This window comes from Paenalkalicoccus suaedae (assembly GCF_006965545.2).
Taxonomy (GTDB): Bacteria; Bacillota; Bacilli; order Bacillales; family Salisediminibacteriaceae; genus Paenalkalicoccus; species Paenalkalicoccus suaedae.
On the sequence record NZ_CP041372.2, the window covers coordinates 1,818,126 to 1,842,172 of the forward strand.

25 protein-coding genes are annotated in these 24,047 nt (G+C 41.4%); 12 read left to right on the forward strand and 13 right to left on the reverse strand.

Translation table 11 applies throughout. From position 1 onward, the window contains the following. Window positions 1–232 precede the first annotated feature (232 nt). The 10 genes from FLK61_RS09725 (at window position 233) to FLK61_RS09770 (ending at window position 8,825) form a co-directional block, all read left to right on the forward strand. Window positions 233–565 carry a hypothetical protein gene (locus FLK61_RS09725; protein WP_176009274.1) on the forward strand — a complete coding sequence of 111 codons (333 nt, stop codon included), beginning with the start codon at window positions 233–235 and terminating at the stop codon, window positions 563–565. 301 nt (window positions 566–866) lie between these two features. After that, a complete protein-coding gene (locus FLK61_RS09730) occupies window positions 867–2,390 on the forward strand; it encodes an RHS repeat domain-containing protein (protein ID WP_176009275.1) in 1,524 nt (507 codons plus the stop codon). Between the two features lie 10 nt (window positions 2,391–2,400). Continuing rightward, entirely contained in the window at window positions 2,401–2,865 is a 465-nt protein-coding gene (locus FLK61_RS09735) for a hypothetical protein (protein ID WP_176009276.1), read from the forward strand. 174 nt (window positions 2,866–3,039) lie between these two features. Beyond that, the gene (locus FLK61_RS09740; RefSeq protein ID WP_176009277.1) at window positions 3,040–4,242 is read left to right on the forward strand and encodes an RHS repeat domain-containing protein; all 1,203 of its coding nucleotides are present in this window, start codon (window positions 3,040–3,042) and stop codon (window positions 4,240–4,242) included. A gap of 226 nt (window positions 4,243–4,468) precedes the next feature. Beyond that, entirely contained in the window at window positions 4,469–5,002 is a 534-nt protein-coding gene (locus FLK61_RS09745; RefSeq protein ID WP_176009278.1) for a hypothetical protein, read from the forward strand. A gap of 642 nt (window positions 5,003–5,644) precedes the next feature. Continuing rightward, window positions 5,645–6,178 carry a hypothetical protein gene (locus FLK61_RS09750; protein WP_176009279.1) on the forward strand — a complete coding sequence of 178 codons (534 nt, stop codon included), beginning with the start codon at window positions 5,645–5,647 and terminating at the stop codon, window positions 6,176–6,178. Window positions 6,179–6,207: 29 nt separating this feature from the next. Beyond that, window positions 6,208–6,657 carry a DUF6884 domain-containing protein gene (locus FLK61_RS09755; protein WP_249777713.1) on the forward strand — a complete coding sequence of 150 codons (450 nt, stop codon included), beginning with the start codon at window positions 6,208–6,210 and terminating at the stop codon, window positions 6,655–6,657. Continuing rightward, the gene (locus tag FLK61_RS09760) at window positions 6,657–7,190 is read left to right on the forward strand and encodes a DNA-deoxyinosine glycosylase (protein WP_176009280.1); all 534 of its coding nucleotides are present in this window, start codon (window positions 6,657–6,659) and stop codon (window positions 7,188–7,190) included. The genes FLK61_RS09755 and FLK61_RS09760 overlap by 1 nt, the downstream gene beginning before the upstream one ends. Continuing rightward, window positions 7,165–8,052, forward strand: coding sequence for a 5'-3' exonuclease (locus FLK61_RS09765; RefSeq protein WP_176009281.1), 888 nt, complete (start codon window positions 7,165–7,167; stop codon window positions 8,050–8,052). The genes FLK61_RS09760 and FLK61_RS09765 overlap by 26 nt, the downstream gene beginning before the upstream one ends. Before the next feature lie 17 nt (window positions 8,053–8,069). Next, the gene (locus FLK61_RS09770) at window positions 8,070–8,825 is read left to right on the forward strand and encodes a helical backbone metal receptor (protein WP_176009282.1); all 756 of its coding nucleotides are present in this window, start codon (window positions 8,070–8,072) and stop codon (window positions 8,823–8,825) included. On the opposite strand, the gene FLK61_RS09775 is transcribed toward FLK61_RS09770, so the two are convergent. From FLK61_RS09775 to FLK61_RS09795, 5 genes are all read right to left on the reverse strand, one after another. Further along, a complete protein-coding gene (locus tag FLK61_RS09775) occupies window positions 8,814–9,209 on the reverse strand; it encodes a thiol-disulfide oxidoreductase DCC family protein (protein ID WP_176009283.1) in 396 nt (131 codons plus the stop codon). The two genes, FLK61_RS09770 and FLK61_RS09775, sit on opposite strands and share 12 nt — an antisense overlap. A 35-nt stretch (window positions 9,210–9,244) precedes the next feature. After that, window positions 9,245–9,793: a GNAT family N-acetyltransferase gene (locus FLK61_RS09780; protein WP_176009284.1), complete on the reverse strand. Its 549-nt coding sequence runs from the start codon at window positions 9,791–9,793 to the stop codon at window positions 9,245–9,247. 158 nt (window positions 9,794–9,951) lie between these two features. Next, window positions 9,952–10,737 (reverse strand): CPBP family intramembrane glutamic endopeptidase, encoded by a 786-nt coding sequence (locus tag FLK61_RS09785; RefSeq protein ID WP_176009285.1) that lies wholly within the window; start codon window positions 10,735–10,737, stop codon window positions 9,952–9,954. 49 nt (window positions 10,738–10,786) lie between these two features. Continuing rightward, window positions 10,787–11,893: a DUF1648 domain-containing protein gene (locus tag FLK61_RS09790; RefSeq protein ID WP_176009286.1), complete on the reverse strand. Its 1,107-nt coding sequence runs from the start codon at window positions 11,891–11,893 to the stop codon at window positions 10,787–10,789. Then, window positions 11,893–12,288: a GntR family transcriptional regulator gene (locus FLK61_RS09795; protein WP_176009287.1), complete on the reverse strand. Its 396-nt coding sequence runs from the start codon at window positions 12,286–12,288 to the stop codon at window positions 11,893–11,895. The genes FLK61_RS09790 and FLK61_RS09795 overlap by 1 nt, the downstream gene beginning before the upstream one ends. Window positions 12,289–12,924: 636 nt before the next feature. On the opposite strand from FLK61_RS09795, the gene FLK61_RS09800 reads away from it, so the two are divergent. Continuing rightward, window positions 12,925–13,473 (forward strand): site-specific integrase, encoded by a 549-nt coding sequence (locus tag FLK61_RS09800; RefSeq protein ID WP_176011200.1) that lies wholly within the window; start codon window positions 12,925–12,927, stop codon window positions 13,471–13,473. Here FLK61_RS09800 and FLK61_RS09805 read toward each other — a convergent pair. The 7 genes from FLK61_RS09805 to proB form a co-directional block, all read right to left on the reverse strand. After that, the gene (locus FLK61_RS09805; protein WP_176009288.1) at window positions 13,463–14,506 is read right to left on the reverse strand and encodes an AbrB family transcriptional regulator; all 1,044 of its coding nucleotides are present in this window, start codon (window positions 14,504–14,506) and stop codon (window positions 13,463–13,465) included. The genes FLK61_RS09800 and FLK61_RS09805 overlap by 11 nt on opposite strands. A gap of 148 nt (window positions 14,507–14,654) precedes the next feature. Continuing rightward, window positions 14,655–15,047 (reverse strand): ectoine synthase, encoded by a 393-nt coding sequence (locus FLK61_RS09810; RefSeq protein ID WP_176009289.1) that lies wholly within the window; start codon window positions 15,045–15,047, stop codon window positions 14,655–14,657. Window positions 15,048–15,065: 18 nt separating this feature from the next. Continuing rightward, window positions 15,066–16,364, reverse strand: a complete 1,299-nt coding sequence (gene ectB, locus FLK61_RS09815; RefSeq protein WP_176009290.1) for a diaminobutyrate--2-oxoglutarate transaminase — start codon at window positions 16,362–16,364, stop codon at window positions 15,066–15,068. Between the two features lie 37 nt (window positions 16,365–16,401). Further along, complete coding sequence (gene ectA / locus FLK61_RS09820; protein ID WP_176009291.1) at window positions 16,402–16,911, reverse strand: diaminobutyrate acetyltransferase; 510 nt, start codon at window positions 16,909–16,911, stop codon at window positions 16,402–16,404. 573 nt (window positions 16,912–17,484) lie between these two features. Further along, window positions 17,485–19,323 (reverse strand): translational GTPase TypA, encoded by a 1,839-nt coding sequence (gene typA / locus FLK61_RS09825; RefSeq protein WP_176009292.1) that lies wholly within the window; start codon window positions 19,321–19,323, stop codon window positions 17,485–17,487. Window positions 19,324–19,403: 80 nt separating this feature from the next. Further along, entirely contained in the window at window positions 19,404–20,678 is a 1,275-nt protein-coding gene (locus FLK61_RS09830; RefSeq protein WP_176009293.1) for a glutamate-5-semialdehyde dehydrogenase, read from the reverse strand. 15 nt (window positions 20,679–20,693) lie between these two features. Next, window positions 20,694–21,758, reverse strand: coding sequence for a glutamate 5-kinase (proB, locus tag FLK61_RS09835; protein ID WP_176009294.1), 1,065 nt, complete (start codon window positions 21,756–21,758; stop codon window positions 20,694–20,696). Between the two features lie 314 nt (window positions 21,759–22,072). On the opposite strand from proB, the gene FLK61_RS09840 reads away from it, so the two are divergent. Beyond that, a complete protein-coding gene (locus FLK61_RS09840; RefSeq protein WP_176009295.1) occupies window positions 22,073–22,666 on the forward strand; it encodes a hypothetical protein in 594 nt (197 codons plus the stop codon). A 15-nt stretch (window positions 22,667–22,681) separates the two neighbouring features. Here the strand turns inward: FLK61_RS09840 and FLK61_RS09845 are convergent, their stop codons facing one another. Then, the gene (locus tag FLK61_RS09845; RefSeq protein ID WP_176009296.1) at window positions 22,682–24,043 is read right to left on the reverse strand and encodes a PFL family protein; all 1,362 of its coding nucleotides are present in this window, start codon (window positions 24,041–24,043) and stop codon (window positions 22,682–22,684) included. Window positions 24,044–24,047: the final 4 nt, after the last annotated feature.

Sequence of the window (24,047 nt, forward strand, 5' to 3'; positions counted from 1 at the left end):
TAAGGCATATCTAAATTATAGCGAAGCTTATTGGATAATTTAAGAAGATAAAATCTAATGTTTAAATTGTTAATATAATAGCCCCTCATTGTTAAAGTTCAAGAGCTTTATTATTTATAGTGCAGTGCGGACTGACAATCAGTACTTTAAGATTAGCTCAACTGAGTAAAGAGGCTTCGCATTAAAAAGTCTAATTGGATGATAAAATTACTCATAGATAGGGTGATTTGAAATGTTTGTACGATTATTTGTAAATTCAAAAAATGATTCCCAAACTCGATCAATTTTGAGGAGTTTTATAAAAAAGTTTCATCCAATTCTAAAGAGTCAAGAGATACAAAAGATTGAGGCTTACTGGAAGATAGAAAATGCTTATGTAGTGGAAATAGACCTATCGCTTCTAGATGGGACAAGCGAGGTCGAACTAAATAAGGTTTTAATGAGTATTTCGGATAGGTGGTTAAAATTTGGGAGTCCGACAAATGAATTTCTAGCGTCTGAAACAACTGAGGGATGTAAGTATATTTTAAATGGTCTTATAATGGTAAACATTCATTTGGAATAATGAAAAAGCCTTGAGAGAAAGATAGTATTCTCTTAAGGTTTTTACAAAGGGTGGCGTGTCGAATGAAAGTTACTTACCAATGATTATTTACTGGTGTCTGGTCACTTTTCGAATTTTGTCGAATTAATGTGTTTATAGCTTTTTAAAGTTTATTTGATAAGACTTACAAATAAAGAAGAGTATCTCGCTGTTAATGGCACACGAAATACGTTAACCTATACGTATTTCAGTTGGACTTATCCGCTTTACCCACAATGCTTCTGGGAAATCGAACAGTGCCGAGGGTCCACAAGGACAACGTATGGACTACATGTACGATGAGTCTGGCGGCATCAAAAAAGCATTTTTAAAACTAAACGCAGAGTCGTTTAGTACGTATTATGACTATAACCCGGTTGGTCAGCCGTCGCGCATTCGTCAAGAAAATAAGCATGGCGACGTCGTGTCGGATGAGCAGCTAACGTTCGATGAGAATGGGCATATCACCGAGGTGCGGTCGTTATCAGGAGCACGCGTCACGTACGAATACGATAACGACTACCAGCTTCGTAAAGAGACGCATCGCAACGCCGCTGGGGCGATCACGCTCGACCAGTCCTATGAGTACGATTTCTTAGGCAACCGTCTATCGAAGACAGTTGGCGCAGCACGTACAACGTACACGTACGACAAAGCGAATCAACTGCTGCAACAAGGATCTCTCACGTACACGCACGATCACGTTGGAAACACGACGTCACGTGGGGATACGAACTTTGTCTGTAACACGGACCGAGAGCTAACGGAAGTGAAACGTGCAGGTGCAACGATTGCCACGTATGACTATAACCATCACGGCATGCGCACGAAGAAAGTAGCCGGTTCTCGCACCGAGCACTATTACTACACAGGGAAAGATTTGGCGTACATCACGGATGCCCAAAACCGTATCCGCTCGAGCTTTGTCCGAGATGCCCTCGGGCAACTGATGACGTACACGGATCATACTGGAGCTTCGCCAAAAACATATCTGTATGTGCTGAACCATCGTGGCGATGTGCTGGGACTTCGTGACGAGGGTGGGGTCATGGTTGTCTCGTATACGTACGATGCATACGGGAATATCATCGGTCAAACTGGAAACGGCCTAACTGGTGATGGGCGTCTTTTACAAGAAGCGAACCCATTCCGTTATGCAAGCTACGTGTATGATGAAGAAACAAGCTTATACTACGTGCAGATTCGTTACTACGATGCCGATACCGGACGATTCTTAACGCGCGATATTGTAGCAGATACAAACCTGTATATTTACGCCGATAACAATCCAGTCAACTTTGTGGATCCGGACGGACGCGTGCCGATTCCGTTGATTATCTTCTTAGCAAAAGCAGGATTTAAAGCTTATACGGCGTATAGCACCTATAAGGCGATTAAGAATGATCCGAGTATGAAGAATATTCTCTTAAGCATGATGCCTGGTGGAAAGATCACGCGAATGGGTGGGAAGAAGATACTGGCCTTTGCGAAAGGGGCTAAAGATGTTAAAAAGGTCACAAAAAATATATTTGGAATAGATGCCTCAAAAACAATTAAAGCTTCAGATTTAAGAAAATATGCAGAGTCGCGAGGTTCGAAAAAAACTCAAACATCTAATGGACCAGAAAAATGGGTGGATAAAAATGGTACGGCAAGAATTACTAAAAAGAGTGGCAGTAACAGGGCCCCGGGTAGTTCAGGAGCTCATGTAGAAATAAAAGATTCTAGTGGACAAAGAATTAACCCGTTAGGTAATCCGGTAACTCGGAAAAGTGCAGGTAACCATACTCCAATAAGCCTTAAATAGGGGGGACAGTATGAACTTAAAATGGTATTTATTTGAACATAGTTATTTGACAGGAATTAATGTTGATCCAATTAATTGTACTTTAACGCTTCACATTGATGCTAAAATAACATATGAACATCCTAACGCAAATAGGATCAGAGACGAAGAAAGTTTCGAAAATATTACAATGGTTTTTAAAAATATGCAATACCTCAGAATGATTAACAGTCTCAATCTTCTCACCAATCCTAATGAGGATCTTGGTAATATTGAGCAACTTCATTTAGTGAAGACAGACTTAACTAAAAATGGTTTATCAGTTTTTGAGAGTAATAACGAAAGAATACTCTCTTTTAACCTGTCAGAAAGTGATCCAATTACCATGATTTCAACTTCCTCAAGCCTATCTTTTCTAAATTTTGTCTCTGAGTTGATAACCTTTGAAATTGGTTATGAGGAATACTATCTCTCTTTAGCTGAACGGAGAGATTAAAAAGTGTTATATGAAAACCTTGAGGATTATTAAATTTTCAAGGTTTTTATAAGTCGAAAAAACATCAAATTAAACTTTCAACTATTTTATTACATTCATCTTTAGTTGATTTTTAGGTAATTGTGCTATTTTTTTAAAAAATATTTATTAATGGGCTAATCAAATGGCGACGTCGTGTCGGATGAGCAACTCACATTTGATGAGAATGGGCATATTACCGAGGTGCGCTCGTTATCAGGAGCACGCGTCACGTACGAATACGATAACGACTACCAGCTTCGTAAAGAGACGCAGCGCAACGCCGCTGGCGCCATCACGCTCGACCAATCCTATGAGTACGATTTCTTAGGCAACCGTCTTGCGAAGACCGTTGGCGCAGCTCGCACAACGTACACGTACGACAAAGCGAATCACCTGCTTCAACAAGGATCTCTCACGTACACGCACGATCACGTTGGAAACACGACGTCACGTGGGGACACGAACTTTGTCTATAACACGGACCGAGAGTTAACAGAAGTGAAGCGCGCAGGCGCAACGATTGCGACATATGACTATAACCATCATGGCATGCGCACGAAGAAAGTAGCCGGCTCTCGCACCGAGCACTATTACTACACAGGGAAAGATTTGGCGTACATCACGGATGGACAAAACCGCATCCGCTCAAGCTTTGTCCGAGATGCTCTTGGTCAATTGATGACGTATACGGATCATACTGGAGCTTCGCCAAAAACATATCTGTATGTGCTGAATCATCGTGGCGATGTGCTTGGTCTTCGTGACGAGGATGGAATCATGGTTGTCACGTATACGTATGATGCGTACGGGAATATCATCGGTCAAATTGGAAACGACCTAACTGGTGATGGGCGTCTTTTACGAGAAGCGAACCCATTCCGTTATGCGAGCTACGTGTATGATGAAGAGACAAGCTTGTACTACGTGCAGACTCGTTACTACGATGCCGATATCGGACGATTCTTAACGCGCGATATCGTCGCAGATACAAACCTGTATATTTACGCCGATAACAATCCGGTTAACTTTGTGGATCCAGATGGTCGCGTGCCGATTCCGTTGATTATCTTCTTAGCAAAAGCAGGATTTAAAGCTTATACCGCGTATAGCACCCATAAGGCGATTAAGAATGATCCTAGTATGAAGAATATTCTTTTAAGCCTCATGCCAGGTGGAAAGATCACGCACATGGGTGGGAATAAGATACTAGGGTTTGCTAAAGGATTGAAAAATAGCAGTGTTATTATTTCTAAATCAAAATCTAAGCATATTCTAAACAGACATAGTTTCGATAATGTAAAAACTCAAATTTCTAGGGAAATAGCAAATTCGTCTAGAAAAGTAGTAGATAGCTAAATTTCGGAATGAAGCTTTTTTAATAAAAAGTGGTTTAATTATTATATAGTTAAAGGTACAAATATAGCCTATAATAAAGCTCTAGATAAAGGAGTTAATCATGTAGATTATGTTCATACTGTTTTCGGAGAAAAGATTATAGTTCCTATTTGAAATGGAAAGATTCAAACAGCGTATGGTAACTGCAAATATAAGTTATCAAATTTCGGTTTCTAGGGGGATTGAAATGTTTAAGATTAATTATCGTATCGTCCTAGAAGAAAACGAAGATATATCAACTATGGATATAAAATCGTTTAATGAACAAGTTTACGATATTTATGGTCAATTTGAGATAGTTATTAATGAGTTACACGAAGGATACGTAGATGATTGTTTACCATTTGGAATCGAAATTATAACATTTTGGTTACGCCTTTTAAACCAGGCAGCCATAGCTCTTCAAAAAAAGTCATATGTTGCTTTTTGGATACCCGAAACAGATTCTTTTTGGATAGAGATGACTTGTAAAGAAAATACGGTGTTAGTTCGAATAGTGGAGTTGATAAAATATTCCGATGTATTAAAGTGCCATATAATTTCGGAACATCATGAAGTATTTAAAAACAAAACCGAATTTACTTCAGTAAGTAAAGAAGAAGTTATAAATGAAATTAAACGTGTAACCCAAACATTTATTAAAGATATTGAAATGATCAATGATAATCTCCTGTCTTCAGAAGTAATCAATGAGATTATCGAACTAAATAAACAAATGTAGTTATTAAAGGCAATGTAAATGGTTGTAGCTATTGAATCATTTTAGCAAATGAATTGCATAAAAGTTAATGTTTAAAAACTATTACATTGACATCATTAAGATGCATGAACTACTTTACTGATATTAAAAAGTAGTTTTTTTAAGTTTATCTATGCTCATGTCTGTTACTTGTCGAATTTTACCTGAAAGAACTAATCAGCTCTGGGAAAAAATGCTACATTTTTACATCACGTTGAAGTAGTAAATAATATAGGCCTTTATACAGAGAGAAGGAGCTTTTGTTAAAGAAGAGAAGTGATTTTGTACAACTTTAAGCAATCAAAAATGTACATGACTAATTTGACATTTACAAGCTCATTCACAAGATCTTTTAAATTAAACGCAGAGCTGGCAGACCCGAAGAACATTCGGAGACACTCCATAGGGAAAAGAGGTTTTTGAGATCCCACAGGAGGCGTTTAGGGTAATGCGATAGACGCAACCTGCCGACGAGGAAGCTCAAAGACCGGCCCTATGCCGAGAGTGTTCGTAGGGCTGACAGCTCGGAGAGCTGCACTAACTAGATAGCATTTCATTAAACATATTTATTAACTATAACTATATTATGTAAACTAAACTATTCTACAAAAGGAGGTTTCCAACATGGAACAATTCCACAAACGCTTTGCATCTTGGATTTTATTTGCAATCGCTCTTATCATCTTTGCCTCATTTATTGCTTTCGTTCTACCTAACGAAGCGATGGAATCAAGTGCCGTCACTGGCTCAGACCGATCGCCAGATGGCTCTTATCTGTATTCAAGCCAAGATCTCTATGAGATGGCAGCCAAATATGGAGAGGAAGGACGTGCTTACTATATTCGTGCTAGATTCACTTTTGACCTAGTCTGGCCAGTTGCTTATTGGTTTTTCTTGACGACAGCGCTCGCGCTTTCCTTCAAGCGAGTTGCTATGCCAAGTAGACTTGTTCTTTTGCCGACATTCGCAGCTCTTTTTGATCTTGCCGAAAATATGGCAGCATCACTCGTCATGTATCGATATCCTGCTACGACGCCATTCATTGATTCACTGGCACCTCTGTTTACATTTCTTAAATGGAACGCGATTTATGCAAGCTTTGCGCTTATTCCAGTCGGTATTATCTGGACGGTTGTCTCGAGAAGAAAAAAAGCGTAGCATAATAGAGAGGAAATGGAGGTATCATCATGGACTTAGCGATCCTACCATGTGGGAAGAAAAAAATCTGGGATGTTTCTGATGTTGGTCCTACACGAGCGGACGAAGCATATATTGGGACTCTTCACAAATTGACAAAAGAGTACGCTAGCATGTTTTGTAATGGCTACGTTATTCTGTCGGCGAAGCACGGATTTTTAGCACCGAAGGACATAGTACCAGCAAACTACGACCTCACTTTCCCTACTAATCAAGGAATCTCGCAGAAGGAGCTCGCGGCTCAGCTAAGTACCTACACGTATGATCGGATTGTTTTGTTAACAGGTAAAAAATATATCTCAGTGGTGAAGCCTATTGTGCGTCACAAGACGGATATCGTTCGCCCGCTTGCTCCCTATAAAGGCATTGGCTATATGTTGCAAGCATTGCAACATGCGATCGCTACAAATGAACCGCTTCATGTGAGGAGGAATCACTAATGGACGTTGTCTCCATGGATCCGGTCGTCGGATCAAACCCTACCATTCTTATTTTAGGATCGATGCCAGGTGTAAAATCGATAGAAACTCAGCAATATTACGCACATCCAAGAAATCACTTTTGGCCGATTATAAGTAGGCTTATAAAAAATCCTTCTTTACCTGATTTTTCGTATGAAAAGCGGGTGGAAGTGATTAAAAATCACGGTATTGCGATTTGGGATGTGATAGAGTCGTGTTATAGAGAGGGGAGCTTAGACTCGAATATTAAGGATGCGAAGCCAAATGATTTGAAAAGGTTTTTGCATGAACATGCGACTATTCAGGTCGTCGCTTGTAATGGATCAAAGGCACATACGTTATTTGAGCGCTATAAAAAGGAGCATAACCTAGATATTCAGGCGATTAAACTGCCCTCGACTAGTCCAGTACCTGGTAGATACATAAAAACATTTGAACAAAAATTAGATGCATGGCAAGCGCTATGCCCACACATCGGAGGATACTATGACACAAAAACTACTGTTGATTGATGGATTTAACTTACTGAGCAGAGGATATTTTGCTACGTCCTACGGAAAGGAGCCGGAGCAACTGACGCGTAATGAGCAAGGGCGTTATACCGGTGCACTGCGCGTGTTTTTTAGTAAGCTATTTCAGCTGCGCGAAAGTCTTGGCATCACACACATCATCGTAGCTTGGGACGGGAAGCGCGAGGATAACTTTCGTAATGACTTGACGGATACGTACAAGGCACAGCGAACAGATTTACCAGAGCCACTTATTGACCAGTACTTACTTGCGCTCGATCTATTAGAAAAAATGGACGTTCACCAGCTTCACGTACCACGCTTTGAGGCGGATGATATTATTGGCGCACTTACAACAAAGTGGTCCAATGAGGAGATAGGTAGTTCGTATATTTACAGTAACGATCGTGATTTATTGCAACTTTTAAATGAGTCGACGACTCAAATTTTCGTTAAAAAGAAGGAAGAGATTCATTACTCGTATATGCATTTTAAAGAAGAGTATGGGATTGAGCCGAGCCAGTGGGTAGATGTGAAGGCATTATTGGGTGATCCGAGTGATAATATTCCTGGGTGCCCTGGAGTTGGCGAGAAGTCTGCGCTCCCGCTTATTCAAGAGTACGGCACGATCGAAGAGTTGTATGAAAATATTGATGAGCTGGATCCAGCCTTTAAGCGTAATCACAAAAAGCTGATAGCAGGGGAAGCATCGACTAGGCTCAGTAAACAATTAGCTAAAATTGTGACAGAAATTCCGAATGTCTATGACGTGAGTATGGAAGAATTAGCGTTTACGATAGCAGGCCGTGAAGAAGAGCTTGCTAAACTACTTGCGGAGAATGGACTTCGTATTAACGTTCGCTAAGGAAGGGGAATGTAGCTGTGCGTATTATCTCACTTTGCCCAAGTAATACGGAGATCCTCCACGCAATTGGAGTTGATCCTATTGCCGTCGACGACTACTCCGACTATCCACCAGATTTAGACGTGCCTAAGCTTGGACCCGACTTGTCGATTGATCTAGATAAGGTCGAAGCATTAGAGCCTGATCTCGTTTTAGCATCCTTATCTGTCCCTGGGATGGAAAAGAATGTGGAAGGGTTAGAGGAGAGAGGAATTCCTTATACGATTGTGAAAAATCCCGAGCAACTGGGTGAAATACCTTCTATTGTTCGGGAAGTTGGAGAAATGATTGGGAATGTTGAAGAGGCGGATGCTGCGGCAAAGGAGATGGAGCGGGTCTTGCAGCTCTATAGAGAAATGGGCTCGGAGATTACGCCAATAGATGTGTACTTTGAGTGGTGGCCGAAACCGATTTTTACTCCTGGGAAAACGAACTGGCTCACAGAAATGGCGGAGCTTGCTGGGGCACGGAATGTATTTGCAGATGTGGAGGAAGCGAGTGTTCAAACAACCTGGGAAGAAGTACTTGCTCGTAACCCGCAAAAGATAATCGCAATTTGGGTTGGCACAAAACCTGCTCCTTTATCTGTGTTAGAAAAACGCGAGGAGATAGACGGACGTGACATCCTCATTTTAGAGGAGGCATTATTTTGCCGACCATCCCCGCGACTTTTTGTTGGACTAAAAAAGCTTGCTTATTTACTGCATCCTAAGACGTTCCCATCACCCGTCTAAAAATTTGGCACGCTCTTCTGGTGTAGGTAGGCGACACGTGTCGCGTTTGCCAAAGAATCGATAGCGATTTTTTGCAATGAGCTCATAAACGGCGTCTCGTAGAAAGCGAGGCAGAAGCAGACCGATCTGCAGGATTTTTGGAAAGCCAGATAATTGTTTACAAATTCTAAGCGCCGCATCCGATTTTGTATATACTCGACCTGATGGTTCGATCAAGACTACGCTGTCCACTTGGATATCGTAGTCTTTTTTTAGTTGCGCGCCTTTTTCTCCTTGAAGAGAGGCAAAGGTAAACGTATCTTTTTTATCGTGCTTCATTATAAATTGAATGCTTGCATCACAAACGTGGCAATACCCGTCAAATAGAATAATAGATGTAGGCATAAAAATTCCTCCTTTAAAGGATCTATAGATGGTTATTATCTGAAAAGCTTGTACCAGTATAACGTTGCCTCGATCGCGACATTATTCGAATGCTTTAATGTATCAACGCCACCTAATATGAAGCCGTGTTTTGCATAAAAACGACATGCAGCAAGATTATCGTCTTGCGCCTCTAATGACATGCCGATTAGCTGATGCTCTTTCGCCCATTCCTCTGCGCGTGTTAAAAGATGAAGACCAACGCCTAACTTTCTAAAATCCTTTCTTACGGCAATGTTTTCGATATAACAAAACCTGTTCCAATCTCGAATGATGCGAATTTGACCAATACATGTGTCGTCTAAATACGCTAAAAAGAGCGCTTTGTCGTCTTTGTCTATGTACAAATCCCAATCAAGCTTGTCGTCTGGAAACCAAATTTCTTTTCTGTTCTCGAATAAAGATTCTTTGTAAGACCACCTTCCTGATTGAAGACTTGGAATAACTTTACCAAAGATAGAAAACGGCTCATTAGTAGCGGGAATATCCTCTATTTGATTATGTTGTAGGGAAGTAATAGTCATTTTATTATGGTTGTTTAACATACGAGGTACCTTCCGATCTGTTCCTGACTTTTGTTATGTAGTTAAATCATAACAGATGAAGTTGTTATAGTGTTAATTTGTTCCACCTAGTAGAAAGACACATGAAAAAAAGAAGAGCTCATGATGAACCCTTCTTTTTACATCCTATTGAGCTTTTTCTACGTAATAAGTATAGCAACCAAGAATGTCACGTGCGTCATCATATGAGCAACCATGGCGGACTCCAACCCTTTTTTCCAAAAAAGAAAGCCGTAGATCATGCCTCCAAGGCCGTTAAGTAAAATCATGCGGATGAAAATGAGAGGTGTAACGTCTGTCACAAGAGCAGTTGCGCTGTAATGCCCAAGACCGAATAATAAAGCGGCTAAAGTAATAGACACCCACATGATGATCGCGGTTGGACGTGTTTGTTTACGAGCGAAGAGCTTCCATAGAAGAAAGACAAGTAACGTCATTAAACCGAATCGAAGCAATAGCTCCTCAACAATGCCGCCATACAGAAGCCTTTGACTGACGTCAGCGAATGAAAATGTTGCGTTATTTGTTAGATGTAAGACGTCCGGAAGGAATGGTTGAAACGCATAGTCTAATATGAGAATGAGTATTCCAACAAGAATCCCTAAAGGAATAGAGAATGTTAATGTTGAAATAAAGCGCGATAAAAAGGGCTTTCCGTAACGGTCCTTGTCATAGACAAATGAGTGAAGTCCAACTCGATGGGAAAGAAAGTGACCAACTATCAGTGCAACGATAAGTAATAATAGGGGGTTAACTAATGACGCTAGTGCGAGTGCTTCGATAGGAAGCGGTGACTCTACTCCAAGTGTGTCAAGCTGGTCAGGTAAAACGTCTATAAGCATTGGGTACAAGGTTAAGATGCCTAATAACCCTACTAGTAGATAAAATAGAAAGGCGCGCCACGGTTTTCTGATGTGCTGATGCATGGTACCAGCTCCTTTTCATAAAAGTGCTTCTTAAACTCATTGCGATCGCTCACATTAACAAAAGTGGTAGAGAAATTGCTGTAGCAATAATTCCAATCAGGATCATCCACGCTAAGGGACGAGCAAAATTAATGGTCCATCCTACACCAAATCTTTTTTCCAAAAATAAAGATGGGTCATGTTTATTCACGTAGAATTGTCCGAGCTTCCAATACGTATCGTCATCGCGATCAATGCGAGTTGGCTCCTGGCCGGATGAATACGTGATGCGACTTCCGCCTTGACCAGTGGAGAAAGAAAGTATCATTGCTGCAACGACGATCATTCCTGTTATAGCTAAACTTATATAGGTGATCACAGCGGGATCTGGCTGGTAAAAGTATGTCCATTGAATAAATGAGAAGAGAGCAGTAAGTAAAATAGATGTAAGTAATAAAAAGAGGGACCATCGTCTTCGGAATACTTTTAGTTGCTGATAGGATCTTTCTGGGTCTTCTGCATTTAATTGTTGCTTCGATCGCGCAATGACCGTGTTAAGCAGGACAAACACGAGTAAAAGATAAAGTTGCATGATTGGTAAAAAGAAGGCGGATCTTATCGTTGTTTCTACAGATGACAGGGAGCCAGAGAACGTATTTATGCGGACTGGCAATGTATCAGGTAGCGATGAATAAAATACATACGTTAATACAGCTGTCAAAAGTGTGATGCCGAATGGAATGGCATAGAAAAGATTCGAATAATGCAGTTTTTGTGTACGGAAGTCGGTGCGAATCGCAATTGTTTGTTGCTTATGCGCTGTCCAATTGGAGTCTTTTTTTAGTTGCTTCATTTTTTTATGGAAAGAGAGGTAAATAAGAAATGCTACCGCTAAATAGACAAGGATGCTACATGCGAAAAAGATCGATATATTTTGTTCGTTATTTGATAAAGGTGCACCTATAGAGAAAAAGGCAATAATTAAAATAAGTGAAGTAATAAGCATGATTACGACATAGCGCTTTCTCCACGATTTTAATATAGGAGAGTCATATTCCTTCTCAGGAATGGAGACGCCAAAGCTCTCTGTTTTACGAGTCAAAAAGGGAATACTCGTTAAAATAATAGCAATCGGAATAAATAGGCTTAGTAGCAGTAGGATTGATACATATCCCATCACGATTCATCCTCCTTTGGTGAAAATTCATCAAGCGTCTCTTTAAATATAGCTAATATAGATTCGTCTGAAAGTTGTTTACATAGTCCTTCTGCAATAATCGGACGCAATGTATCTTTCACCGATTCCACATACTTCTCCGTGGCTTTACCTACGCCTTCAGGATGTACAACGACTCCCTTTTGCCGGTGAATAAGGATATAGCCTTCCTGTTTTAACTGCTGATAAGCTTTATTCACTGTGTGTAAGTTGATTCCGATATCTGCTGCTAAAGAGCGGACGGACGGAAGAGGATCATTTGGTTGTAATTGCTTTTTAGCAATTCCGATAATGACTTGTTTCACTATTTGCGAATAAATCGCTTCGTCGGATTCAAAATTGAGCGTAATAAGCATGAAGGCACCTCCTCGTTAGTTGGTTTGTTATAACTGTTATACTTATAATATAACAGTTATATTTAATATGCAATAAGTTATTACTTCTTGCTGGAAAAATCCTTCTGTTAATCGTTGGAAGGAATTTTTAAATAAGTGCATTTAAAATGGCTTCTGAGAATTCGTTTTAAGGGTCTTTTAAACGAAAAGGAATAATAGAGTTCTCGAGGTTTTAATTAATTGATTTGGGGCAATCTGAGACGATTTTCTTTAACGGGTGTTAGGTGATAGGAGAGAATACAAAATACTCATTTTGTATTCTCTCCTTAAGTTTGCTAATATATAAATGGTCATAAAACGTTGATATAAAAGGATTATTGTCGAAATACTAGTGTCGAAACTACTCGTTAAGAAGTTTCTAATAAGAATACTAAATGAGTCTATTAGTATGTTAAACTAAGAGAGGGAATGGAGGGTGTCATGGTAGAAAAAATACGTTACGCAGATTATATTTATCTAACGAAAGAGCAACATACTAAATTAGTAGCGAAATTAGGATCACAGCAATTAAAGCAGCGAATGAAGCGATTAATGCAACTCAAGATGCAGGGAAAGCGCCCTCTTAAAATGAGTTCGGACTTTCAAGCATTACTCGCTATGACTCCAAGAACAGTGGAGCCAATTCGAAAGCTTGCGACTATTGAGAAAATGAAGCAGTTATTAAAGGAGCAGTCGTACCGAGACTACTTTTTATTTTTACTAGGTTTAAATACGGGTCTTCGAATAGGAGATTTATTGCCGTTGAAGGTGCATCACGTGAGAAGTAAAAAATATATTATTTTAGTAGAAGAAAAAACGGGGAAAGCGAAGCGATTTCCGTTAAATAGAGAAATTAGAGAGCACATCGCGACATATACGATAGGAATGACGGATGATGATTATTTGTTCCCATCATCTATGACAGGGGAGCCGATCCAGAGGGATCGCGCGTATAAACTATTAAAAAAGGCAGCCAATGAAGCGGGCGCTGAGTTTGTAGGAACTCACACACTTCGCAAAACATTTGGCTACCATTTTTATAAAAAATATAAGGATGCGTCGATGCTTCAAAAGATTTTTAATCATTCCTCGCAAAGTGTCACGCTTCGCTACATCGGTATTTCACAAGAAGAGATTGATGATGCTATTGATGACTTTAGCTTGTAAGGGAAGTGAAGTACCAGCTTAAAAACGACGGCACAAAGGTAATGATGATGATAATCCTCATTAGCTGTAGGGAAGAGACAATTGCTGGATCCGCGCCGACTATAGAAGCCGTTAATACCATTTCGATAAGACCTCCTGGTGCTGCGGCCAGCATAGCTGTTTGCACATTCATGGTTGTTAGTGTAGATAAGAGAAGGCCAAGTAAAAAAGATACGGAGATGGTTCCGATAGCAACTGCAGCGTAAATCGGACCATATTTACCGGCCTCTTTAATATCTCCGAATGAAATAGAGCGACCGAGTGACACGCCTACGCAGAGCTGAGCTCCGAAAAATAAGACATCTGGTACGGAGGCTACAGGAATAGGACTGATGTGAAGGAGAGCAGTAATGATCATAGGAAGGATCATAATGCCTGCTGGGATCACATGTTGAAACCTTAACCCGATAAGTGCTGGAAGAATAAATAGTAAGGTGAAAACAGATAGAAAGGCAGCATCTCCGCTAGGTGCTGTGACGATCGGTGCATCTCCTTGTACCGTTCCAAATAAAAAGATAATCGCGTATGGTACGGTGAACAGAACGAGAAGAAGTCGAATTGTTTGAAAGATCATAACTTGTGCCGGCTTTGCATCAAGTTTTTCGCTCGCAATCACCATCTCCGTAAGCCCGCCTGGAATCGACCCGAATACACTCGTGATCTTATCGACTTTAATAAACCTAGTTACGGCAATTGCCATGATAATAGTCGCAACAATGAGTAGCGCTGTGATAAATGAATAGGGAAGAAAATAAGGCAGTATAAGCTGAATCGTATTCATGGTGAAATAGAGGCCGAAGGATATTCCTAACACGATAAGCCCAAGTTCCTTAAGCCTTGGATTCCATGGTGTATCGCGCTTTGTGATATTTTTGTAGAGCATAACAGCGGTAAGCGGTCCGAGCATCCACGATAGTGGGAGGGAGAGGTAGGTAAAAATAATACCTCCTATTAATGCGATTACTAACGTTTCGAAGGTTTGAAAGAATTTCATCTAGGTAACACGTCCTTTATACGAGGGAAAGTTAAACAGTTTCTTATTAGTAAGTATATCATTTATTTCGATACTCGACAGAAATACGCATATAAAAAACGAGCAGAGAGGCTAACTCTCTGCTCGTTTTACTAGTTAATAGTGGCTATTACTCGTCGTCTTCCACGATTTCATACGCGCCTTCTTCGTTGTGCGTTTCTTTCCCTGTAATAGGTGGGTTAAATACACAAACCATACGCATATCTGTGTTCGCACGAAGTAAATGCTCATCGTTTTTATCTAATGCATAAATTTCATTCGCTTTAATTGGCCACACTTTGCCGTCAGCGATTGTCTCGACTTCGCCGTCACCTTCGATACAATACACGGCTTCTAGGTGATTTTGATACCAAATGTGCGTTTCTGTTCCAGCTTTAATAACTGTATCGTGAACGGAGTAGCCCATACCGTCTTTTTTCAAAAGTAGGCGACGGCTCGTCCAGTTTTCACCTTTTACTTCTTGTTCAGATCCGATAATATCTTCTAATTTAACTACCTTCATGCTGTAACGCCTCCTGATTTATTGTTTAGCTGTCTCTTTATCTAGATTCATTGATTCCATTGCGTCTTTAATACTCTCTTCAAGTACTGCTAGTCCTGACTGAAGGCCATCCTCATCAATGTTGATAGGAGGGAATAGCTTAAATACTTCGTCGTGTCCACCGGCAGTTTCCATAATTAATTGACGCTTGAATGCGTGCTCAGCAACTTTTTCACTGAAGCCTTCTACATCAGAATGGATGCCTTGCATAAGACCACGGCCTTTACGACGACCTTCCATCGCAGGGTACTTTTCGATCATATCATCTAAAAATGCTGTTACGGTATCAGCCTTATCCTGAATGCTTTTTTCGAAAGTAGGATCTTCCCAATACGTTAGCGCCTCCGTAGCAGTTACAAACGCCATGTTATTACCACGGAAAGTACCGTTGTGCTCACCAGGCTTCCACTGATCAAGCTCTGGTTTAATAAGTGTTAGTGCTAACGGTAGTCCATAGCCACCGATCGATTTTGATAAACAAACGATATCTGGTTTAATACCTGCTGGCTCGAATGAGAAGAAGGTACCTGTGCGTCCAACACCTGCTTGAACATCGTCAATGATCACTAAGATGCCCCACTCACGACAGATTTTTTCGACGCGCTGTAACCATTCCATGCGAGCAGCATTAATTCCACCCTCACCTTGAACGGTTTCTAAGATGACAGCTGCAGGAATTGCTACGCCACTTCCGTTATCTTCTAAGAAGCGTTCGAAGTAGTCGAGTGTATCCATGCTTTCGTCATTAACGAAGTTATCGTAAGGCATCGTCACTGTGTTATTTAAAGGAATTCCAGCACCGCGGCGCTTCATGGAATTACCTGTGACGGAAAGTGAGCCGATTGTCATCCCGTGGAAACCGTTAGTAAAGCTCACGATATCTGTTCTGCCAGTTACTTTGCGGGCAATCTTAAGGGCACTTTCGACTGTGTTTGTTCCAGTTGGACCTGGGAACATCACTTTGTATTCCATATTACGAGGCTTTAAGATAACGTCGTTAAATTTATTTAAGAAATCGATCTTTGCTGTAGATGCCATATCTAGTGAATGAGTAATGCCATCGTCTAAGATGTACTCTACTAATTTCTTTTTCATGCTTGGTTCATTATGACCGTAATTCAGCGCACCTGCACCAGAGAAAAAATCAAGGTATTCCTTTCCAGCTTCATCCCACATCTTATATCCTTGTGCTTTAGTGAAAACTGTAGGGAAGCTTCTTACATAGCTTCTTACGCTTGATTCCAACTCATTGATAATGTCTAAATTATTAGTAGTCATTAAATTAAACCCCTCCGAATTGTTTTTTGTTCTCGTTTTATTTTGAAAATGGACCGATACGATACGTATACTCAGCGTCGTGTTCATCGCCTGGGAAAACTTCTTCAGGAAATGTCTCTGTTACACGATAGGTCGTATTCATTTGTTTGGCGAGCTTTTTAAACAATGCTTGAGAAGCGGTATTGTCTTTCGTAATGGTTGCTTCTAGGAAGTTGACTTCTTTACATGCTTCTCTACTAATTAGCTCTTTGAGCATCTTGTAGGCAACGCCTTTACCGCGTTGCGACGAGTCGACTCCGACCTGCCAAACGAAAATCACATCTGGGTGTTCGGGTTGAATAAAGCCAGTAATAAAACCAACAACTTCATCCTTTTCCTTTGCTACAACACAAGTCTCAGAGAAGTATTCTGCCATCATGATGTACTTGTAGACGGAGTTAAGATCGAGCGAGGTCTTCTTGGCTAACGCCCACATCCCTTGACCATCCTCTTTCGTAGGCTGGCTAAGTGTGAAAGTGTCTAAAACAGCCGTTGACTCTTTGGACATGATAGAATTACCACCTTTACTATTTAGTTGTTGAAGAAAACGTCTTCGACATTTTTATTACCCCGTTTGCAACACTTCTAATCATAGGAATTATGAACTGATATGGCAAACGTGTTTAAACACGAAGAACTAGGAATTATATGGATCCTTATAGATAAGAGGGGATAAGGTACCGATTAGTATGAATAACTCTCTAATAGTGACGTATAGTCTCTAATGCTCCGATCAGACAAAAGTCGCAGGGAATGTTAAAGCGAGTGTATCCGTTGGGAGCGTGGGTGTTTGAGAGATTATTTGCCGCAACTTATTCATTGTGAAAAAAAGTGAAATTCTTTTTAGTGGATGAGGATGAGGTAAGTGGGTCTCAAATAGATGAAGTGGTGCGAATCACCGGCGATATGAAGAGAAAGCACGAGGTTGTGCAGAGAAAGTTGCCAGAAGTGAGAAGCAAGTGGAAAGAAGTGACGAGAAAGAGAAAATGGACGTGCAATCCGAAAGAAAGGTAGCAAATTTTAAACACAAAAAAAGCCGAGACGAACATCGTGTTCTCGTCTCGGCTTGTACACTTATAAATTAGTTTTTAGCAGAAAGCTTTCTGCGCTTTTCTTCACGCTCACGCATTGCCTTGTCTAACACTTTCTTACGAAGGCGGATGGACTGAGGTGTTACTTCGCAGTACTCATCTTCGTTACAAAATTCAAGCGCTTCTTCTAAAGTTAGAAGACGTGGACGCTTCATTGTAACAGTTGCTTCCTTCGTTGCTGAACGGATGTTTGTTTGTGCCTTCATCTTCGTGATGTTAACTGTTAGGTCGTTATCACGCGTGTTTTCTCCAACGATCATGCCTTCATAAATATCTGTACCAGGCTCTACGAATAGAGTACCACGGTCTTCAATTTGAAGCATGCCGTAACCAGTAGCTTTTCCTGTCTCCATAGAAACAAGTACGCCTTGACGACGTCCGCCAACATAGCCTTGAGCAAGTGGACGATAGCTATCGTAGCTATGGTTTAGAATTCCGTAACCCTTTGTTTGGGACATGAATTCCGTTGTGTATCCAATAAGACCACGTGATGGGACTAAGAACTCTAAGCGAACTTGGCCGTCACCTTTGTTGATCATATTTTGCATTTCACCTTTACGCTCACCTAATGATTCCATAACAGATCCAGTGTACTCTTCAGGAACGTCTACTTGTACGTTCTCGTAAGGCTCACATGCTGCGCCATCGACGTTACGGATGATTACTTCTGGTTTTGAAACCTGAAGCTCATAGCCTTCACGACGTAGGTTTTCGATAAGAATAGATAAGTGAAGCTCTCCACGTCCAGATACTGTCCATGCATCAGGGGAAGAAGTTGGCTCAACGCGTAAGCTTACATCTGTTTCAACTTGCGTTAACAGACGTGCTTCAATTTTACGGCTCGTTACGTGATCGCCTTCGCGTCCAGCAAACGGGCTGTTGTTAACTAAGAATGTCATTTGAAGCGTAGGCTCATCAATACGAACTGCATCAAGTGCTTCAATATGAGATGGAGGGCAAATGGTGTCACCAACCATGATATCTTCTACACCTGACATAGCGATTAAATCACCAGCTCGTGCTACTTCGATTTCTTCACGCTTAAGACCTAAGAATCCGAACATTTTTGTGATACGGAAGTTCTTAACTGTTCCATCAGGCTGTACTAAAGAAGCTTGGTCACCGCGCTTTAACGTTCCGCGGAAAACACGACCGATACCGATACGACCTAGGTAGTCGTTATAATCAAGCATCGTAACCTGGAATTGGAATGGCTCGTCGCCATTGTCAACAGGTGCTGGAACAGATTCAACAATCGTCTCAAATAGAGCCTTCATGTTTTCGTCCTGCTCTTCAGGATTTAAACTTGCTGTACCGTTAATTGCGGAAGCATATACAATTGGGAACTCAAGCTGATTATCGTCTGCGCCAAGCTCAATAAAGAGGTCTAATACTTCATCGACAACCTCATCAGGGCGTGCCGCTGGACGGTCAATTTTATTTACAACGACTACTGGAGTCAGCTTTTGCTCAAGCGCTTTTTTTAGTACGAAGCGCGTTTGTGGCATACAGCCTTCAAAAGCATCGACAACGAGTAATACGCCATCAACCATCTTTAAAATACGTTCTACCTCTCCACCAAAGTCGGCGTGACCAGGTGTGTCTAAAATATTGATCAGCTTGTCCTCAAAACGAACGGCAGTGTTCTTCGCTAAGATCGTAATACCGCGTTCCTTCTCTAGATCGTTGTTATCCATTGCGCGTTCTTGAACCTGCTCATTGTCGCGGAAAGTACCGGACTGCTGTAACAGCTGGTCAACTAACGTCGTTTTACCATGGTCAACGTGGGCAATAATCGCGATATTGCGTAAGTCATTACGTACATTCATTGTTTAAAAAACTCCTGTCCTCGCTAATTTCTACATCTGATCAAATATATCATACTAATTCAAAAATAGCACGTTTCATTTTAATGAAGAAGGGTATTTAAGATTGGTTGCGCTTTCGTTTGCCCATTTCCTTTAATTCGGTATTTTGTCGATGTTAAAGCAGGGAGACCCATTGGTCCACGTACGTGCAACTTTTGTGTGCTTATACCAACTTCTGCCCCAAATCCGAACTCAATTCCATCGGTAAAGCGAGTAGAGGCATTATGATACACGCAAGCTGCATCAATGGCATTCATAAAGTAGACAACGCTATTTTCGTCTTCTGACAAAATAGCCTCCGAATGCTTCGTGCCATAGGTGTCGATATGATCCACGGCCTCTTCAACAGAATCAACAACTTTAATTGGTAACGTAAGTGATAAAAACTCTGTGTCAAAATCATCCTCTAAGAGCGGTACTATCCTCTCATCAATCGCCCTTGCCCGCTCATCTCCGCGGACTGTCACCTTATTTAATAATAAATCATCCATCAAACACGATAAGTGCTTAGACGCCCAATCCTTATGCACGAGAAGCGTTTCAAGCGCATTACAAACGGAAGGTCGCTGCGCTTTTGCATCTACAATCACAGAGCGTGAAAGGGTCACATCTGCCGATTCGTCTACATACATATGACAGTTGCCAGCCCCGGTTTCGATCACAGGCACGGACGACTCTCGAACAACCAGATCAATCAGCTTTTTACCCCCTCGTGGAATAATCACGTCTACAAATTCCTTTGCATGAAACAAATATTTCGTTGCTTCGCGATCAGGTGATTCAATTAACGAGATTGTATCCTCCGGTAATTCCGTATCAGCTAAAGCCTGTTTCATAATCGCGACGAGCTTTTTATTCGAGTGAATCGTAGAAGTGCTACCTCGAAGAATGACGCTATTTCCTGTTTTAATACTAAGCACCGCGATATCGACCGTGACATTCGGTCTCGCTTCGTAAATGGTTGCGATACACCCAAGAGGGACACGAACTTCTTCAATTACAAGTCCATTAGGTCTGGCATTTGTGGATACCGTTTCTTGGAGTGGGGAGGAGAGACCGATAACGTCGTAGATCGACTGAACAATCCCAGCTAAGCGCTCCTCCGTAAGTGTTAAACGATCAATCAGCGCTTCTTGAAGCTGATTCTTTTTGGCCTCTGCAATGTCTTGATGATTCGCCGAAAGGATATCCGTTACGTTTGCTTGAATTGCTTCAGCTATTCGTTCAAGTGCAAAATCTCGTGCATCATTTGATACTAAGGCAACCTTTTTTGACGCAACTTTACTTCGTTTCGCTTTTTCCTGGACCTCTGTCATGATAAAGCCTCCTTTTTACGAATACGTGATCCATTGATCCCGATGAATAATGACTTGATTTTCTTTGGAAGAAAGAGCAGTTAAATCTTCGGAGCTGACTTGCGTTTTACCTTTACCTAAAAGTTCGCCGTCTAGACTGTACACTGTGACGACATCATCTCGTGAGAAGGTGCCTTTTATATGATCGATCCCAACAGCAAGCAAGCTTTTTTTACGTTCGATCATCGCTTCCTTTGCGCCATTATCAATAAAGAGTTCGCCTGCGTGCTTGGAATGAACGGCAATCCACTGCTTCGATGTCTTCATCACACCAGTAGTTGGACTAGGTAGGTAAGTGCCCTTACCATCTCCTTTTATGATCGATAAAAGCGACGTCTCTGCTTTTAATGTGCTGATATAGGCAGTGACACCAAATTGGTGAGCCAGTGTCGCAGCAGAGAGTTTCGCGCGCATTCCGCCTGTCCCAACCTTCGTCGTCGTTTCTTCCGCTTGAGCAAACAGGTCGTCCGTAATCTCTGTAATGGTGTCATACTTTTTAGCATCCGGATTCGTTTGCGGGTTGGCGCTATACACACCGTCTGTATCTGTGAAGAGGATGACGTGAGTAGCATGAACCATGCCGCCTACAAGTGCCGCTAGTCGGTCATTGTCGCCAAACGTTAATTCTTCGATAGCAGTAGAATCATTTTCGTTTATAATAGGAATAACGTGACGCTTGATTAATTCTGTGATGGTTGCATAGACGTTCTTATACTGCTCTTCGCGATACAAATCACTGCGAGAAACTAAGAGTTGGGCTGCAGTCATATCGTACGCTTTAAAATGCGTGTGATATCGCTCCATTAAAAGTGTTTGTCCAACTGCAGCGGCAGCTTGCTTTCCATGAACGGTGACGGGTCTTGTTTGATAGCCGACTTGCTTAAAGCCTGCTGCAACGGCACCTGACGTAACAAGTATAATATCAGCATGATCGCGCGCTTTTGCAATAAACGTGACAACCTCTTGTAATTTTTGATCGTCAAGCTCTCCATTAGGTGTCGTTAATGAACTACTACCAATTTTTAATACGATTCGTTCCACGAATCATCCCTCCTAAAAATAAAAAAACCTCGCCCTTATAAAAAAGGACGAAGAGATCTCCGCGGTACCACCTTTGTTGGTTTAAAACCCAGCTTAAAGGACAATTAACGCTTGCCGCACGATTATGATAAACTAGAGCAGGTTCGGTATGTGAGGCCTTATAGATCCTTGCAGCCTGTTGGGATCTACTCTCTTAAAGACAGTCATACCTACTATTCTCTACATAATAATATTACCTTATTATTTATACTTTTAGAGGTAATGTCAAGGAATAATTGCACAATTCTAAAAACAATTTAAAGAGGGGATTATGGATGCAAACGACTGTAAAAAAGCGTGATACACTTCTTCGAATGTTATTTATTTGTTTTGGAGCGCTCGTCTTATTTGGCCCATCGTTCCTGCTATTACTCACGCAGTGGATATGGTTTAGTCATGATTCTATTTGGTTTGTTGGCGCGCATTCCTCTTCATATATTTTACTTACAGCAGGATTTTTGTTCTTGCCAATTGGACTTTTAGCTTATTTTTATTTTAGAACGAAGGTAACGATACACATGCTAAGAGGGTACACCGTTTATTTAGTAGTGAGCTTGATTGGATTTATTTGCTTAAGCGCGGTCGCGCTTAATTCCTATTACTACATTACGGATCGTGGCATCACCTTTTCATCCATAAGCATGGTTGGAGAAAGGGAGATTCCTTGGAGTTCGATTGACACGCTTGAGGTGTGGATGACGGAAGAGACAGATGCGCAAGCAAATCACTACGTGTTAATGAGAGGGGAAGAGCAGGTATATCGATTTGAGGCGACGTCCTATACGAATCGCCATCGCGATCGAATGTTTAGAATGGTTACACTTACGCGCGGAGAAGTGAAATTTGTATACGAAGAAGAGGGAGAATAGCGCTCCCTCTTCTGTTTAGTTAATTAATGATTGAAGTGGTGCAGGGATTCGGCCACCGCGATTAATAAAGCGATCAGATCCGAATGGATTCATCGCAATAATCGGAGCACGACCTAGTAATCCGCCGAACTCGACCATGTCACCTTCTTGTTTACCTGGCACAGGAATAACGCGCACGGCCGTCGTCTTTTTATTGATCATTCCAATAGCCATTTCGTCCGCAATCATTCCAGAAATAGAAGCGGCAGAGGCGTCACCTGTGATCGCGATCATATCAAGACCAACAGAGCATACACACGTCATCGCTTCTAGTTTAGAAAGGGTAAGTGCGCCATCTTCGATTCCTTTAATCATACCGTTGTCTTCACTAACCGGAATAAATGCTCCGCTTAAGCCACCAACGTAAGAGCTCGCCATGGCGCCACCCTTTTTGACAGCATCATTCATTAAAGCAAGTGCTGCGATCGTACCGTGCGTACCGACACGCTCGAGTCCGATCTCCTCAAGAATTTCCGCCACGCTATCGTTCATCGCATTTGTCGGTGCTAATGAGAGATCCATGATACCAAATGGCACCTCTAAGCGTTCTGCTACCACTCGTCCGATTTGCTCTCCTGCGCGAGTGATTTTAAATGCTGTCTTTTTGATTACTTCTGAAACTTCGCCTAAGTCTGCATCAGGATAACGACGAAGCGCATGCAAGACAACGCCAGGACCAGAGACACCTACGTTTAACACAACTTCTCCTTCACCAGCACCGTGGAAGGCACCAGCCATAAAGGGATTATCTTCAACAGGGTTACAGAATACAACAAGCTTTGCATTCGCGATTCCGTTTTGATCTTTTGTCAGCTCCGCACCTTCTTTAATGATTTCCCCTAAACGTTTGACGCCGTTCATGTTGATTCCGGAACGAGTTGTCGCTACAGAGACAGATCCGCACACGCGGTTCGTATCACTTAGGGCTTCTGCTAATGCATCTAGTAAGACAGTGTCTCCTTTAGTTTCGCCTTTATGAATAAGCGCACTGAATCCACCGATAAAGTCTACTCCTAGCTCACTTGCAGCCTTATCTAGCGTTTTAGCAAGTAAAATAGCATCCTCTCTCGTAGCACTACCTAGTAGTTCAGCAGCTGGCGTGATGGAGATACGCTTGTTGACGATCGGAATACCATATTCGTCTGCGACTTGCTCCGCCGTTTTTGTAAGGTCTTTTGCATAGGACGTTATCTTTTTATACACAGCATCTCTCATATGCTCTTGATCATGTGAGATACAGTCTCGTAGGCTGATACCCATTGTTACCGTGCGAATATCCAGCTTCTCCATTTGAATCATGCGTATGGTTTCTTGAATTTCTTGAAATGCTAAGCTCATAGTA

Coding starts and splice junctions, on each gene's coding strand:
- FLK61_RS09725 (WP_176009274.1), top strand. CDS start 233: ATGTTTGTACGATTATTTGTAAATTCAAAAAATGATTCCCAAACTCGA.
- FLK61_RS09730 (WP_176009275.1), top strand. CDS start 867: ATGGACTACATGTACGATGAGTCTGGCGGCATCAAAAAAGCATTTTTA.
- FLK61_RS09735 (WP_176009276.1), top strand. CDS start 2,401: ATGAACTTAAAATGGTATTTATTTGAACATAGTTATTTGACAGGAATT.
- FLK61_RS09745 (WP_176009278.1), top strand. CDS start 4,469: ATGTTTAAGATTAATTATCGTATCGTCCTAGAAGAAAACGAAGATATA.
- FLK61_RS09750 (WP_176009279.1), top strand. CDS start 5,645: ATGGAACAATTCCACAAACGCTTTGCATCTTGGATTTTATTTGCAATC.
- FLK61_RS09755 (WP_249777713.1), top strand. CDS start 6,208: ATGGACTTAGCGATCCTACCATGTGGGAAGAAAAAAATCTGGGATGTT.
- FLK61_RS09760 (WP_176009280.1), top strand. CDS start 6,657: ATGGACGTTGTCTCCATGGATCCGGTCGTCGGATCAAACCCTACCATT.
- FLK61_RS09765 (WP_176009281.1), top strand. CDS start 7,165: ATGACACAAAAACTACTGTTGATTGATGGATTTAACTTACTGAGCAGA.
- FLK61_RS09775 (WP_176009283.1), bottom strand. CDS start 9,209: ATGCCTACATCTATTATTCTATTTGACGGGTATTGCCACGTTTGTGAT.
- FLK61_RS09780 (WP_176009284.1), bottom strand. CDS start 9,793: ATGTTAAACAACCATAATAAAATGACTATTACTTCCCTACAACATAAT.
- FLK61_RS09785 (WP_176009285.1), bottom strand. CDS start 10,737: ATGCATCAGCACATCAGAAAACCGTGGCGCGCCTTTCTATTTTATCTA.
- FLK61_RS09790 (WP_176009286.1), bottom strand. CDS start 11,893: ATGGGATATGTATCAATCCTACTGCTACTAAGCCTATTTATTCCGATT.
- FLK61_RS09795 (WP_176009287.1), bottom strand. CDS start 12,288: ATGCTTATTACGCTCAATTTTGAATCCGACGAAGCGATTTATTCGCAA.
- FLK61_RS09800 (WP_176011200.1), top strand. CDS start 12,925: ATGACTCCAAGAACAGTGGAGCCAATTCGAAAGCTTGCGACTATTGAG.
- FLK61_RS09805 (WP_176009288.1), bottom strand. CDS start 14,506: ATGAAATTCTTTCAAACCTTCGAAACGTTAGTAATCGCATTAATAGGA.
- FLK61_RS09810 (WP_176009289.1), bottom strand. CDS start 15,047: ATGAAGGTAGTTAAATTAGAAGATATTATCGGATCTGAACAAGAAGTA.
- ectB (WP_176009290.1), bottom strand. CDS start 16,364: ATGACTACTAATAATTTAGACATTATCAATGAGTTGGAATCAAGCGTA.
- ectA (WP_176009291.1), bottom strand. CDS start 16,911: ATGTCCAAAGAGTCAACGGCTGTTTTAGACACTTTCACACTTAGCCAG.
- typA (WP_176009292.1), bottom strand. CDS start 19,323: ATGAATGTACGTAATGACTTACGCAATATCGCGATTATTGCCCACGTT.
- FLK61_RS09830 (WP_176009293.1), bottom strand. CDS start 20,678: ATGACAGAGGTCCAGGAAAAAGCGAAACGAAGTAAAGTTGCGTCAAAA.
- FLK61_RS09840 (WP_176009295.1), top strand. CDS start 22,073: ATGCAAACGACTGTAAAAAAGCGTGATACACTTCTTCGAATGTTATTT.
- FLK61_RS09845 (WP_176009296.1), bottom strand. CDS start 24,043: ATGAGCTTAGCATTTCAAGAAATTCAAGAAACCATACGCATGATTCAA.